This is a genomic window from Micromonospora sp. CNZ295 (assembly GCF_004217535.1).
In genome coordinates this window covers 6,164,717-6,178,903 of the sequence record NZ_SHKZ01000001.1, presented here as the reverse complement: position 1 = coordinate 6,178,903, position 14,187 = coordinate 6,164,717, and the positions used below count along the sequence as shown (strand labels likewise).

13 protein-coding genes are annotated in these 14,187 nt (G+C 72.3%); 11 read left to right on the top strand and 2 right to left on the bottom strand.

What is annotated here, in order from left to right; all coding sequences use genetic code 11:
* Positions 1 to 4: 4 nt before the first annotated feature.
* The 4 genes from EV376_RS28715 (at position 5) to EV376_RS28700 (ending at position 5,116) form a co-directional block, all read left to right on the top strand.
* Positions 5 to 1,282: a phospholipase D-like domain-containing protein gene (locus EV376_RS28715; protein WP_130328236.1), complete on the top strand. Its 1,278-nt coding sequence runs from the start codon at positions 5 to 7 to the stop codon at positions 1,280 to 1,282.
* A 164-nt stretch (positions 1,283 to 1,446) separates the two neighbouring features.
* The gene (dnaG, locus tag EV376_RS28710) at positions 1,447 to 3,318 is read left to right on the top strand and encodes a DNA primase (RefSeq protein ID WP_130328235.1); all 1,872 of its coding nucleotides are present in this window, start codon (positions 1,447 to 1,449) and stop codon (positions 3,316 to 3,318) included.
* Positions 3,319 to 3,321: 3 nt separating this feature from the next.
* Entirely contained in the window at positions 3,322 to 3,861 is a 540-nt protein-coding gene (locus EV376_RS28705) for an SRPBCC family protein (RefSeq protein WP_130328234.1), read from the top strand.
* A gap of 322 nt (positions 3,862 to 4,183) precedes the next feature.
* Entirely contained in the window at positions 4,184 to 5,116 is a 933-nt protein-coding gene (locus tag EV376_RS28700) for an ABC transporter ATP-binding protein (RefSeq protein WP_130328233.1), read from the top strand.
* Positions 5,117 to 5,162: 46 nt separating this feature from the next.
* On the opposite strand, the gene EV376_RS28695 is transcribed toward EV376_RS28700, so the two are convergent.
* Both EV376_RS28695 and EV376_RS28690 read right to left on the bottom strand, forming a co-directional pair.
* Entirely contained in the window at positions 5,163 to 5,501 is a 339-nt protein-coding gene (locus tag EV376_RS28695; protein ID WP_130328232.1) for a hypothetical protein, read from the bottom strand.
* Complete coding sequence (locus EV376_RS28690) at positions 5,501 to 5,815, bottom strand: PadR family transcriptional regulator (protein ID WP_130328231.1); 315 nt, start codon at positions 5,813 to 5,815, stop codon at positions 5,501 to 5,503. The genes EV376_RS28695 and EV376_RS28690 overlap by 1 nt, the downstream gene beginning before the upstream one ends.
* 311 nt (positions 5,816 to 6,126) lie before the next feature.
* Between EV376_RS28690 and EV376_RS28685 the strand changes: the two genes are divergently transcribed.
* From EV376_RS28685 to EV376_RS28655, 7 genes are all read left to right on the top strand, one after another.
* Positions 6,127 to 6,927, top strand: a complete 801-nt coding sequence (locus tag EV376_RS28685; RefSeq protein ID WP_130328230.1) for an ABC transporter permease — start codon at positions 6,127 to 6,129, stop codon at positions 6,925 to 6,927.
* Positions 6,928 to 6,938: 11 nt separating this feature from the next.
* Positions 6,939 to 7,748: an ABC transporter permease gene (locus EV376_RS28680; protein ID WP_130328229.1), complete on the top strand. Its 810-nt coding sequence runs from the start codon at positions 6,939 to 6,941 to the stop codon at positions 7,746 to 7,748.
* Positions 7,749 to 7,812: 64 nt separating this feature from the next.
* Entirely contained in the window at positions 7,813 to 8,826 is a 1,014-nt protein-coding gene (locus EV376_RS28675; protein ID WP_130328228.1) for a YihY/virulence factor BrkB family protein, read from the top strand.
* 265 nt (positions 8,827 to 9,091) lie between these two features.
* Positions 9,092 to 10,270 carry an ROK family transcriptional regulator gene (locus EV376_RS28670; protein WP_130328227.1) on the top strand — a complete coding sequence of 393 codons (1,179 nt, stop codon included), beginning with the start codon at positions 9,092 to 9,094 and terminating at the stop codon, positions 10,268 to 10,270.
* Positions 10,271 to 10,293: 23 nt separating this feature from the next.
* Positions 10,294 to 11,886: a sugar ABC transporter ATP-binding protein gene (locus EV376_RS28665; protein WP_130328226.1), complete on the top strand. Its 1,593-nt coding sequence runs from the start codon at positions 10,294 to 10,296 to the stop codon at positions 11,884 to 11,886.
* Positions 11,883 to 13,010 (top strand): ABC transporter permease, encoded by a 1,128-nt coding sequence (locus EV376_RS28660; protein ID WP_130328225.1) that lies wholly within the window; start codon positions 11,883 to 11,885, stop codon positions 13,008 to 13,010. Before EV376_RS28665 ends, EV376_RS28660 begins: the two co-directional genes overlap by 4 nt.
* 96 nt (positions 13,011 to 13,106) lie before the next feature.
* Positions 13,107 to 14,159 carry a substrate-binding domain-containing protein gene (locus EV376_RS28655; RefSeq protein ID WP_130328224.1) on the top strand — a complete coding sequence of 351 codons (1,053 nt, stop codon included), beginning with the start codon at positions 13,107 to 13,109 and terminating at the stop codon, positions 14,157 to 14,159.
* The last annotated feature ends 28 nt before the right edge of the window (positions 14,160 to 14,187 follow it).

The window sequence follows — 14,187 nt, the reverse complement described above, 5'->3', positions numbered from 1 at the left end:
GTGCATGACTTTGCGAACGCGCCGGACCGGCGTGGTGGCCGCCGCCCTCGTTCTCGCCCTGCTCGCCGGCGGACCCGGCGCCGCGGCCGCACCGGCCGGTCCCGCGCCCCAACCGGGCGGCTACGCGCCCGAGCTGGCCGACGACACCGTGGCCCTGGCGAGCTTCCCGGCCTACACCCGGTTCAACGTCCCGAGCGAGGACGCCACCCGGGACCGGACCATCGAGAACGAGATCGCCGCGCTGGCCGACGCCACCCCGGCCGGGTCCTACATCCGGGGCGCGATGTTCAGCTGGACCTCGCCGGTGGTCGCCGAGGCGCTCGCCCGGGCGGCGGCCCGCGGCGTGGTCGTGCGGGTGGTGGTCGACCGGGAGGGCGCCGACAACGTCAACCTCGACCCGGGTAACGCCGCGATCGCCACCCTGCGCTCCGCCGGCCTCGACGACCTGGTGTTCTGCGGCAGCTCCGCGGCGTCCGTGGCCGGGTCGAGCGCCTGCGTGGCCAACCGGCGGTCGACCTCGATCAACCACAACAAGTTCTTCACGTTCTCCACGTCGGGTACCCGCAAGCGGGTCGTCCTGATCACCTCGCAGAACCTCACGTTCTCGCAGAACAACCTGTTCAACAACGCCGTGGTGGTGCACGAGGACTACGACCTGTACGACCACTTCACCCGGTACTTCAACCAGCTGCGGGCGGAGCGGAAGAACAACGACTTCTACTCGGCGCCGGACGGCTACTACAAGTCGCCCGGCACCGCGGTCACCGTCTACCACTCACCGCGCGCCAGCGGCGACACGGTCCGCAACGTCCTCAGCTACGTCACCAGGTACGAGAGCGGCTGCTCGGTGGAGGTGGCCCAGGCGATGTTCACCAACCCGCGGACGGCGGTCGCCGACGAGCTGTTGCGGATCGCCCGGCTGGGCTGCCAGGTGCGGATCGTCTACGGGTCGATGGGCGACGACGTCCGGGCGATCCTGACCCGCTCCGCGAACGTGGCGCTGAAGAAGTACCACGACGGCGAGAGCGGCAACCACGACGGCCGGGTGGTCGGCGTGCACTCGAAGTACCTGGTGGTCAAGGGCAACTACAACGGCACGGCCGGGCGGACGATCGTCTTCACCGGCTCGCACAACCTGACCGGGCCGTCGCTGACCGACCACGACGAGACCTTCGTCAAGATCGAGCACCCGACCGTGTCGGCCGACTTCCGGACGAACTTCGCCACGCTGTGGAGCCGCGCCAAGTGCGTCAACCCGGACAACGGCAGCTGCGTCCTCTGATCCACCAGCGGCGCGACAGCCGCGCCGCACGCGGGCCGGCGGGCGACGGCCGGGCTGCACGTGGGCCGGCGGGGGGACGGCCGCCGGTCCACGCCACAGCACGTCCCCCCGCCGCCGGAACGTCGGTCGGGCAGGGCAGGATGTAGGCCGAGGAGGTGGCGGCCATGGCTGGGCGGATCCGGGACGAGGACATCGCGCTGGTCCGCGAGCGCACCTCCATCGCGGACGTCATCTCCGAGACGGTCACCCTGCGGTCCGCCGGCGGCGGCAACCTGAAGGGCCTCTGCCCGTTCCACGACGAGAAGAGCCCGTCGTTCAACGTCTCGCCGGCCCGCAACGTCTGGTACTGCTTCGGCTGCGGCGCGGGCGGCGACGCGATCAAGTTCCTGATGGACGCCGAGCACCTCAGCTTCGTGGAGGCCGTCGAGCGGCTGGCCGGCCGCGCCGGCCTCCAGCTGCGGTACGTGGAGAGCGACCACTCCGCGCCGCGCGCCCGTCCCCAGCAGGGCCAGAAGCAGCGCCTGGTCGCCGCGCACGCGGCCGCCGTCGAGTTCTACCGGGCGCAGCTCACCACGCCCGGGGCCCGGCCGGCCCGCGAGTTCCTGGCCCGGCGCGGCTTCGACCGGGCCGCCGCCGAGCGGTACGGCTGCGGCTTCGGCCCCGACGGGTGGGACCTGCTCACGAAGCACCTGCGCCAGCAGGGCTTCAGCCACGACGAGCTGGTCACCGCCGGGCTGTCCCGGCCGGCCCGTTCGGGCAGCCTCATCGACCGGTTCCGCCGCCGGCTGCTGTGGCCCATCCGGGACCTGACCGGCGACGTCATCGGATTCGGCGCCCGCAAGCTCTTCGACGACGACGACGGCCCGAAGTACCTGAACACCCCCGAGACACCGATCTACAAGAAGTCGCACGTCCTCTACGGCATCGACCAGGCCAAGCGGGAGATCGCCAAGCAGGGCAAGGTGGTCGTGGTCGAGGGCTACACCGACGTGATGGCCTGCCACCTGGCCGGGGTGCCGACCGCCGTGGCGACCTGCGGCACCGCGTTCGGCGCCGACCACATCGGGGTGCTGCGGCGGCTGCTGCTCGACACCGACGCGGTCGCCGGGGAGATCATCTTCACCTTCGACGGGGACGCGGCCGGGCAGAAGGCGGCGCTGCGCGCCTTCGACGACGACCAGCGCTTCGTGGGGCGTACGTTCATCGCGGTCAGCCCGGACAACATGGATCCGTGCGAGCTGCGGCTGGCCAAGGGCGACCTGGCCGTACGCGATCTGGTCGCCCGCCGCGAGCCGCTGGTCGACTTCGCGCTGCGGCACGTGATCAGCCGGTACGACCTGGACACCGTCGACGGCCGGGTGGAGGCGATGCGCCGGGCGGCGCCGCTGGTCGCCAAGCTCAAGGATCGGGACAAGCGCCCGGAGTACGTCCGCAAGCTCGCCGGTGACCTCGGCATGGAGATCGAGCCGGTGCAGCGGGCCGTGCTGGCGGCCGCCAACGCCCCGGCGTCCGGCCGGGCGGGTGGTGCCCCGCCGCGTCCCGTCCCCGCGGAGCCACCGGTGGACAGCCCGCAGTCGATGGTCGAGCGGGAGGCGTTGAAGCTGGCCCTGCAGGTTCCGGTGCTCGCCGGGCCGATGTTCGACGCGGTCGAGGCGTCGGAGTACCGGCACCCCGTGCACGTGGCGGTCCGGGCGGCGGTGGCGGCGGCCGGCGGCGCGGCGGCGGCCACCGGGGGCGCGGTCTGGATCGAGTCGGTCCGGGACGCCTGCGACGACCTGGCGGCCAAGGCGCTCGTCGGCGAGTTGGCGGTCGAGCCGCTGCGCATCGACGGCGAGCCGGATCCCCGCTACGTCTCGGTGACGATGGCCCGGTTGCAGTGGGGGTCGGTGACCGGCCGCATCCGGGATCTGAAGTCGAAGATCCAGCGGATCAACCCGGTCAGCAACAAGGACGATTATTTCGCCGCCTTCGGCGAGCTGCTGTCGCTGGAGCAGCACGCCCGGGCGTTGCGCGAGCAGGCCGCGGGAGGGCTGTAGCACATGGCACTGTTCCGTCGCCGGCCGAAGCTGCCGCCCGCCGACCGCCCGCCGCTCGCCGCCGAGGAGCGGGTGCTCGGCTGGGCCGCCGCCGGCAACGGCGAGGGTGACGGGGTGCTGGTCGCCACCAACCTCGGCCTCTGGCTGCCGGGCCGGGGGCACCGGATCGGGTGGCACGACATCCTCAAGGCGGTCTGGTCCGGCCGGGAGCTGACCGTCACCCCCGCCGAGCAGGTCGCCGAGCGCGACGGCTACCTGGTGGTCGCCGACGCGCCGGCGGAGACGTACCTGCTGCTCGATCCGGGGGACCTGCCGCACCAGGTCCGGGCGCGGGTCACCCGCTCGGTGGCGTACACCCAGGTCCACCCGGTGCCCGGCGGCGCGGGCCGGGTGGTCGCCCGGCGCGAGCCCGGGGTCGACGGCCTGACCTGGACGGTCCGGTTCGAGCCGGGGACCCCGGCCGACGACCCGGCGGTGCTGGCCGAGGCCGACCGCCTGGTCGCGGCGGCCCGCGCGGCGACCGCCCCCGACGCGACCCTCTGACCGTTCCCGCCGATCGTCCAGCGGCGCGCGCTGCCGGCGGCGACCGCGTTCGCCGGCGGCCCGCGGTCCCTGCCCGTCGGACGCCGCCAAGCCGCCGGCACCGTGCGCTCCCGCCGCTGGTCGACGCGACGGGTGGAACACCATGGGTGCCACCGAGGGCCGGAGACGACCATGGTGTTCCACTCGCCACCGGCGCGGTCGCGGCGGTGACGCGAGCGGGGGTCGGTGGCGCGGCGGTGACCGCGTCGGCCGGCGCGGACAGGGGTACGGCGGCCGGCGTAACTCGGTGGGGAGTGTCGGAGGCCGCCGGTAGGGTCGGCCCGTGACCACGGCTCAACCACTCATCCAGGCACGGGGGCTGGTGAAGCGGTTCGGCGACTTCACCGCCGTCGACGGCATCGACGTGGAGGTCCGCGCCGGTGAGGCGTTCGGCTTCCTCGGGCCCAACGGCGCCGGCAAGTCGTCCACCATGCGCATGGTGGGCTGCATCTCGCCGCCAAGCGGCGGGGAGCTGCGCATTCTCGGCATGGATCCGGTCCGCGACGGGCCTGCCATCCGGGCCCGCCTGGGTGTCTGCCCCCAGCTCGACAACCTCGACCCGGAGCTGACCGTCCGGGAAAACCTGACGACGTACGCGCGCTACTTCGGCATCCCCCGCCGGGTGGCCCGGGCCCGCGCCGCCGAGCTGCTCGACTTCGTGCAGCTCGCGGAGCGGGCCGACAGCAAGGTCGAGCCGCTCTCCGGCGGCATGAAGCGCCGGCTGACCATCGCCCGCGCGCTGGTCAACGAGCCGGACATCGTCCTGCTCGACGAGCCGACCACCGGGCTCGACCCGCAGGCCCGGCACCTGGTGTGGGAGCGGCTGTTCCGGCTCAAGCAGCAGGGCGTCACGCTGGTGCTCACCACGCACTACATGGACGAGGCCGAGCAGCTCTGCGACCGCCTGGTGGTGATGGACGGCGGGCGGATCGTCGCCGAAGGGTCGCCGCGGGCGCTCATCGAGCAGCACTCCACCCGTGAGGTGGTCGAGCTGCGCTTCGCGACCGAGTCCCAGGAGACGTTCGCCGGCAAGCTCGACGGGCTGGGCGAGCGGGTCGAGGTGCTGCCCGACCGCATCCTGCTCTACGTTCCGGACGGGGACTCGGCCGTGGCCGAGGTCGCCGCGCTGGGCCTGCACCCGGTCAACGTGCTGGTCCGCCGCAGCAGCCTGGAGGACGTCTTCCTGCACCTCACCGGGCGCACCCTGGTGGACTGACCGGACCGGCGACCGGACGTCACCGGGCGCGAGCCGGGTGAGCGCGTCAGCCGGCGAGGAGCAGCCCGACGCCGGCCAGCAGGGCGGCCCCGAGCAGCGCGGCCAGGGTCGTGGCGCGGCGGCGGGCGCCGGCGTCGCCGACGAGGCGTAGGGCGAGGGCGAGCGGGCCGATGGGTTGCATGGCGTGGGTGTCCTTCCGGGTGACGACGGTGAGGTGGGCGGCGGCGACGGCGGTCCCCGCCGCCAGGCGCAGGGGCGACAGGCCGAGTTCGGCGGCGCCGTGCACGTCGGCCCGCCACTGCTCGAGGTAGCGGGCGCGGTGGGCGGCGGGCAGCAGCGCGGCGGCGCAGCGGACCAGGGCGAGGGCGGCGGTGAGCTGTCGCATCAGGCTTCCCGTGGCCGGGTGGTCCGGACCGGGGTCGCGCGTGCGGCCGCCCGGGCGCACACCCGCTGGGCCTCCCGGGCCCCGTCTGCGGTGAGCTGGTACATCCGCCGCCGCGGCCCGCGCCGCCCGGTCTCCTCCTCCCAGGAGGACGTGACCCAGCCATGGCGTTCGAGGCGTTCCAGCAGGGGATAGACGCTTCCGGACGGCCGGCCGGTCAGTTTGATGATCTCCAGGCCCCAGCGCGGCTGCGTGCCGTCGAGCAGCACCCGCAGCACGTCGACGGTTGTCCTGCCGATCCGTTCGAGCGGCTCCATGCCGCTACTCTACCTATGTAGATTAAGGCTGTCCAGGCTTCCCGTCGCCGCCGTCACGGCCTCGCCCGTAGGATCGGCCCCCGCCGAGCGGGTCGGACCGCGTCCGCCGGCCGGGACCACGGGGAGCACGCGGGGCTGCTGCTGCTCGGGTACGCGTTGACGGCGCTGCTCCGGGCGCCGCGTTGAGCCGGGGCCCCGTCCGCTACCGGAGGCGTTAATCGGAGGCCCTTCCGTACCCGCCGGCCGTAGGGTGGCCGAGGTCTGTCGTACCGGTCCGGTAGGAAGGCCGGGTGAACGGGGAGCGGAGTGGCATGACACAGCTTGCGGGGGAGCGGGCCGCGCCCAGCCTGCCGCGGGTGCCGGCGCTGGCGGTGTTCGAGTACTACCTGGTGGGTTACCGGCGCACCTGGCGGGCCGGGGTCTTCTCGTCGTTCCTGCTGCCGGCGCTGACCGTGCTCGGGTTCGGCGTGGGCGTCGGGGCGTACATCGACCAGGGCGTCGGCGGCGTGTCCTACCTGGAGTGGATCGTCGGGGGGCTGGTCGCCTCGACGGCCCTGCAGGTGGCGATCGCCGAGTCCACCTGGCCGGTGTACGGCAACCTGCAATGGATCAAGGTCTACTTCGCGCAGGGCGCCGCGCCGCTGCGGGTGGGCGACATCCTCGGTGGCCACCTGACCTTCGTCCTGTTCCGGGTGCTCACCTCGATCACGGGGTTCATCCTGGTGACCGGCCTGCTGGGGGCGTTGCGGTCGCCGTCGGCGGTGTTGGCGCTGCCGGTCGCGGCGCTGCTCGGCCTGGCCGTCGCCACGCCCACGTTCGCGTACGCCGCGGCGGTCGACACGGACAGTTGGCTCGCGATGCTGTTCCGGTTCGCGGTGATCCCGATGACGCTCTTCGCCGGGGTGTTCTTCCCGGTCGAGTCGCTGCCGGTGGGGCTGCGCTGGCTCGCGTACGCCACCCCCCTCTGGCACGCGGTCGACCTGAGCCGGGCGGCGACGCTCGGCGTCGCTCCGCAGTGGTCCGTCTCCGGCCACCTGCTCTACCTCGCCGCCTGGGTCGTCGGCGGCTGGTTGCTGGCCCGCCGCGCCTTCGGCCGCAAGCTCGTCGTCTAGGGAGGCAAGTGATGGTCAGTCTGGTCCTGCCCCGGCTGGTCGACGTCTCCGCCGCGTCGCGGCGGTCGGCCTCGGTGACCGAGCGCAACGTCGCGGCCCTGAAGTCGGTCTACTGGCTGCTGCTCGTCTCCGGGTTCGTCGAGCCGCTGCTCTACCTGCTCTCGATCGGCGTCGGCGTGGGCGCGCTGGTCGGCGACGTCACGCTGCCCGGCGGCACGGTCGTCACGTACGCGGCCTTCGTCGCGCCGGCGATGCTCGCCTCGTCGGCGATGACCGGCGCGCTCGCGGAGACCACCTTCAACTTCTTCGGGAAGATGAAGTACATGAAGCTGTACGACGGGGTGATCGCCACCCCGGTGCAGCCGTTCGAGATCGCCCTCGGTGAGCTGGCCTGGGCGATGCTGCGGGGCAGCGCGTACTCGGCCGCGTTCCTGGTGGTGATGGCCGTGATGGACCTGACCACCCCCGCCCGCGCGCTGGCCGCCTTCCCGGCGGCGGTGCTGGTCGGCTTCGCCTTCGGGGCGCTCGGCATGGCGATCTCCACGTTCATGCGCAGCTGGCAGGATTTCGACCTGATGGGGTCGGCCCAGTTCGTGCTCTTCCTGTTCTCCGGCACGTTCGTCCCCGCGCAGGCGTACCCGACGCTGCTGCGCTGGCTGGTCGAGGTGACCCCGCTCTACCGGGCGGTGCACCTGGTCCGTGGGATCACGGCCGGCACCGGGGGCTGGGGCTGGCTGCTCGACGTCCTCTACCTGGTGGCGGCGCTGGCGCTCGGTCTGCTGGTCGCGTCCCGCCGGATGGGCCGGTTGCTCTACAAGTAGGTGGTTAACCGGCGGCGCGGTCGGGGCATGTCGAAGGGCACGCAGCCGACCTGAGGGAGGGGCGATGGCCGCCGACGAGAACGCCCGCGACGGGCGTGCCTTCCGGGACGAACCGGTCGGCCCGGACGACGGGCCGGACGGCCCGACCGACCTGCCCGGCACCGGCTGGTGGGCGGCGCTGAAGCGCACCGTCCGCGAGTTCTCCGACGACAGCCTCACCGACTGGGCCGCCGCGTTGACCTACTACGGGGTGCTCTCGATCTTCCCCGGGCTGCTGGTGCTGGTCTCCCTGCTCGGCCTGCTGGGGGACCGGGCGACCGAGGGTGTCCGGGACACAGTCAACCAGGCGGTGCCGCAGGAGAACATCCGGCAGATCATCGACACGGCCATCGGCCAGGCGCAGGCGAACGGCGGGCTGGCGAGCATCGCCGCGATCGTCGGTCTGCTGGCCGCCTTCTGGTCCGCCTCCGGTTACATCGCCGCCTTCATGCGCGCCTCGAACACCATCTACGACGTGCCGGAGGGCCGGCCGATCTGGAAGACACTGCCGATCCGCGTCGGCGTGACCGCGGTGATCGGCGTGCTGCTGCTGGCCAGCGCCGTGATCGTCGTCTTCACCGGCGGGCTCGCCGAGGCGGTGGGGGACGCCGTCGGGCTCGGGTCGACCGCCGTGACGGTGTGGAACATCGCCAAGTGGCCGGTGCTGCTGGTCCTGGTCAGCCTGATGTTCGCGATCCTCTACTGGGCCTCGCCGAACGCCCGGCACGGCGGCTTCCGCTGGGTCAGCCCCGGCGGCGTGCTCGCCGTCGTGATCTGGCTGGTGATCTCCGGTCTGTTCGCGCTGTACGTCAGCAACTTCGCCTCGTACAACAAGACGTACGGCGCCCTCGCCGGGGTGATCATCTTCCTGGTGTGGCTCTGGCTGAGCAACATCGCCATCCTGCTGGGCGCCGAGTTCGACGCCGAGCTGGAGCGCAGCCGCGCCATCGAGGCGGGCCTGAGCCCTCGCGACAAGGAGCCGTACGTCGAACTGCGCGACGACCGCAAACTCCGCAAGCACCGCAACACCCGCCCCTGACCCGCACCCCCCTTTTCCCTCGCGATCTTGCACTTTTGGCCCTCGTAGTGCCCTATAAGTCCGCTTTGTCGGGGCACAAAGTGCAAGATCGCGGGGGCGGGGCTCCGGGTTTTCTTGATCCACTCGATTGCTTTTGTTCGGATGGACAAAAGTTGGCGGCGGATTGGTTGAAGGTCTGGACAGGCGGCGCGGAAGGCTCCTACTGTGTCGGCACGCACATCGGCGTCGCGTCGATGTGGACGACCCGACGAAGAGGTGAGTCCGGGTGCGGACCATCGACCCCCTGCACGTACGCCTCCTGCGGCTGCTCCGCGACGAGGGCGCCGTCTCCCGGGCCGAGCTGGCCGACCGTCTCCAGATGCCCCGCCCGCGGCTGCTGGCCGAGCTGCAGCGTCTGGTCGGGTTGGGATACGTCGCCGAGGCGGGGCTCGCGGCCTCCCGGGGCGGGCGTCGCTCCACTCTGGTCGAGCTGAGCCCGAAGCTCCGTTTCGCCGCCGTCGACCTGGGCGCCAGCTCGATCGACGTCGAGGTGGTGAACGGCCGGCTGGAGCCGGTGGCGGCGTACGCCGAGCCGGCCGACATCCGCACCGGTCCGAAGGTGACCCTCCAGCGGGTGAACGAACTGCTGCACAAGGCCCGGGTGGACGGCGCGTACGAGCGGCTCGACGCGGTGGGCATCGGCGTGCCGGGCCCGGTCAGTTTCCGCGACGGCGTCCCGGTCTCCCCGCCGATCATGCCGGGCTGGGACCGGTTCCCCGTCCGCGAGCTGCTCACCCGCGAGCACGGCTGCCCGGCGGTGGTCGACAACGACGTCAACATCATGGCGATCGGCGAGCGCCACGGCGGGGTCGCGCACTCGGTCGACGACTTCCTCTTCGTCAAGATCGGCACCGGGATCGGGTGCGGCATCTACCTCAACGGTGAGGTCTACCGGGGCACCGACGGCTGCGCCGGCGACATCGGCCACATCCAGGTCGACGCACACGGTCCGATGTGCTCCTGCGGGAACGTCGGCTGCCTGGAGGCGCTGTTCAGCGGCGCCGCCCTGGCCAAGGACGCGACGGTGGCCGCCCGCAACGGCACGTCGCCGGCACTGGCCGAGCGGCTCGCCGCGCGGGGACAGGTGACCGCCCTGGACGTCGCCGAGGGCGCGGTCGAAGGGGACGTCACCTGCATCCAGCTGATCCGGGAGGGCGGCCGGCGCGTCGGCGGCGTCCTGGCCGCGCTGGTCAGCTTCACCAACCCGTCAATGATCGTGATCGGCGGCGGGCTCGCCCAGCTCGGCCACATCCTGCTCGCCGAGATCCGCAGCGTGGTCTACCGCCGGTCGCTGCCCCTGGCCACCGGCAACCTCCCGGTCGTCCTGTCCGAGCTGGGATCGCGGGCCGGCGTCGCCGGCGCCGCCGTCCTCGCCAGCGACCTGGCCTTCGCGGAGGCGGCATGAGCGAGCGAAGCGGAGGGCCGCGGATGAGCGAGCAGCAGCCCGAGGAGGTCGCCGTGACCGAAGCTCCGCTGGTCGAGGCCCCCGCGGACACCGTCGCGGGCGAGGTGGTCCTGCGCCTCACCGACGTGGTGAAGACCTTCCCGGGCGTACGCGCCCTCGACGGCGTGCAACTGGAGGTACGCGCCGGCGAGGTGCACTGCCTGCTCGGGCAGAACGGCGCCGGCAAGTCCACCCTGATCAAGGTCCTGGCCGGGGTGCACCGCCCGGACTCGGGGACCGTCGAGTGGCGTGGCGAGTCGGTGACCTTCGCCAACCCGCAGGCGGCCATGCGCGCCGGCATCGCCACCATCTACCAGGAACTGGACCTGGTCGAGGACCTGTCGGTGGCGGAGAACGCCTTCCTCGGCCACGAGCCACGCCGCTTCGGCTTCGTCCGGCGGGGTCACATGGCCCGCCGGACCCGGCAGATCCTCGGCCGGCTCGGGCACGCCGAGATCCCGCCGAACCGGCTGGTGCGGTCGCTGCCGGCCGCCGCGAAACAGGTGGTCAGCATGGCCCGCGCGCTGTCGCACGAGGCCCGGCTGATCATCATGGACGAGCCGAGCGCGGTGCTCGCGCACGACGAGGTCGACAACCTGTTCCGGATCGTCCGGGAGCTGACCGCCCAGGGCATCGCGGTCATCTACATCTCGCACCGGCTGGAGGAGATCCGCGAGATCGGCGACCGGGTCACCGTACTCAAGGACGGCCGGACCACCGCGGCGAACCTGTCCGCGCGGGACACCCCGACCCGTGACCTGGTCTCCCGGATGACCGGGCGCACCATCGAGTACGTCTTCCCGGACCGGCCCGCCGAAGCGCCGTCCGGCGCGGAGCTGCTCCGCGTCGACGGGCTGACCCGGGCCGGCGAGTTCGCCGACGTGTCGCTGTCGGTGCGGGCCGGCGAGATCGTCGGCATCGCCGGTCTGGTCGGTTCCGGCCGCTCGGAGCTGCTGGAGACGATCTACGGCGCCCGCCGCGCCGAGGCCGGCACGGTCACCGTGGCGGGGCGGAGACTGCGTGCGGGCAGCGTCGGCGCCGCCGTCCGGGCCGGCCTGGGCATGGCCCCGGAGGAGCGCAAGAGCCAGGCGCTGCTGCTCGGCGAGCCGATCTACCGCAACGTCACGCTGGCCACCTTCGGCCGGTACGCGCGGGCGGGCTTCACCGACACCGGGAAGGAGCGGGCCGAGGCGGACCGCATCGCGGCGAGCCTGGACCTGCGCCCCCGGGACGTACGCCGGCCGGTGCGCACGCTCTCCGGCGGCAACCAGCAGAAGGTCGTGGTCGGGCGGTGGCTGCTCGGTGACACGAAGCTGCTGCTGTTGGACGAGCCGACCCGGGGCGTGGACGTCGGCGCCCGGGCCGAGCTGTACCAGGTGGTCCGCGCCCTCGCCGCCCGTGGTGTCGGGGTGCTGCTGGTCTCCAGCGAGGTGCCGGAGGTGCTCGGCCTGGCCGACCGCGTGCTGGTCATGCGGGAGGGCCGGGTCGTCCGCGAGGCAGCGGCCGCCGAACTCGACGAGAACATCGTGCTCGACCTCGTCATGGCGGGGTCCCTGATGGAAGGCGCACCGGCATGAGCGAAAGCCCGCCCACCTCCACCGCCGCGCCGGAGCGCGGGGCGCAGCTGCCGGCGCAGTCGCCGCCGGTGGACCCGGCGGAGACCGCCCCGGCCGGCGAGCAGGCCGCGGCGGGCGGCCGGCTGTCCTGGTGGCACGGCGACGGCGGCGAGGGCGCCCGCCGCAACCTCGCCCTGGTCGGGGTGCTGATCGTGCTGATCATCATCGGTGCGGTCACGCGTTCCGACCTCTACTCCAATCCGGACTGGGTCTGGGACAACGTGCTCAGCATCCTCAAGCTCGCCTCGGTGGTCGGCGTGGTCACGGTCGGCATGACGTTCGTGATCATCGGCGGCGGCATCGACCTGTCGGTCGGGGCGATCGTCGCCCTGGCCGGGGTCTGGTGCACCACCCTCGCGACGCAGAGCTACGGGGCCGGCGGCATGATCTTCTGCGCGCTCGCCGTCGGCCTGGGCGTCGGCCTGGTGAACGGCCTGCTCATCTCGTACGGGCGGCTGGTGCCGTTCATCGCGACGCTGGCGATGCTGGTGGCGGCGCGGGGGCTCGCCGCCGAGATCTCCGACAAGCAGACCCAGGTCTCGGACAACAACTTCATCAACGGCATCGCCAGCACGAACCTGCTCGGCATCCCGCTGCTGGTCTACATCCTCGCCGCCGTCGTCGCGGCCGGCTGGGTGCTGCTCAACCGCACCACCTTCGGCCGGCGTACGGTCGCCGTCGGCGGAAACCCGGAGGCCGCCCGGCTCGCCGGCATCGACGTCAAGCGGCACACGCTGCTGCTCTACGCGCTCTCCGGCCTGTGCTGCGGCATCGCGGCGATCATGCTGACCGCCCAGGCGAACTCGGCCCAGGCGGCCATGGCCAACCTGTACGAGCTGGACGCGATCGCCGCCGCGATCATCGGCGGCACGCTGCTCAGCGGCGGGCGGGGAACCATCATCGGCTCCCTGCTCGGGGTGATCATCTTCGCGACGATCACCAATCTCTTCGCGATCAACGGCCTCTCCACCGAGGCCCAGAACATGGTCAAGGGCGGCATCATCGTCGCCGCCGTCCTGGTCCAGCAGGTCCAGTTCCGCAGCCTCACCCAGTTCCTCGGTCGAAACCGGCCCACCACCACCTGACCCGATCCGGAAGCACCCGGGCCGCCCGAGCAGTCGACGGTGGCCGGACCTCGCACACCCGCACATCCCCCACACCGTGAAAACCAGGAGGTCGTCATGACCCAGCACAGCCGCGACCTGTCGCGCCGCCGGCTGCTCTTCGGCGGGGCCGCAGTCGGCGCCGGCGTCCTGCTCGCCGGCTGCACCAGCAACGAGCAGCAGCCCACCGAGGCGCAGACCAAGGCCGCCGCGCCCGGCGGTAACGCCGAGCCCGGTAAGCGGGTGACGATCGGTTTCTCCGCGCCGGCCGCCGACCACGGCTGGATCGCCGCCATCACCAACAACGCCAAGGCGCAGGCCGGGACGTACTCCGACGTGGAGTTCAAGACGGTCGAGGCCGGCGCGGACGCGGCGGCCCAGCGGGCGGCGCTGTCCACCCTGATCTCGCAGCGACCCGACGTGATCGTGCTGCTGCCGCACGACGGCAAGGAGCTCAACGCGTTCGGGCTGGAGGCGATGAAGGCCGGCATCCCGGTGGTCAACCTGGACCGGGCCTTCCCGGACGCGAAGGCCTACCGGCTGCAGATCAAGGGTGACAACTACGGCATGGGCGTCGCCGCCGCCACGTACATCGTCGAGCAGCTCAAGGCGAAGGGCGCCAGCAACCCGGTGATCGCCGAGATCGCCGGGATCGACTCGCTGGAGCTGACCCAGGAGCGTTCCAAAGGCTTCGCCGACACGCTGGCCCAGAACGGGCTCAAGGTCACCAACCGCCGGGCGGCGGAGTTCACCGCCGACACCGGGCAGCGGGAGGCGGCGCAGCTGCTCCAGGCGCTCCCGAAGATCGACGCCCTGTGGAACCACGACGACGACCAGGGCATCGGTGTGCTCGCCGCGATCCAGCAGGCCAACCGGAGCGAGTTCTTCATGGTCGGCGGCGCCGGGTCGAAGAAGGCCATCGAGGACATCCGGGCCGACAGCACCGTGCTGAAGGCGACGGTCACCTACAGCCCGTCGATGGCCTCCTCGGCCATCTCGCTGGCCCGCCTGATCGCCCAGGGCCGGGGTATGTCCGACCTGGTCGAGCTCCAGGTGCCCAAGGAGATCATCCTCGCCTCCGAGACGATCACCAAGGAGAACGCGGGCGACTACGTCAAGCTCGGGTTCTGACACACGGGGGGAGACCCACCTTGTCCAC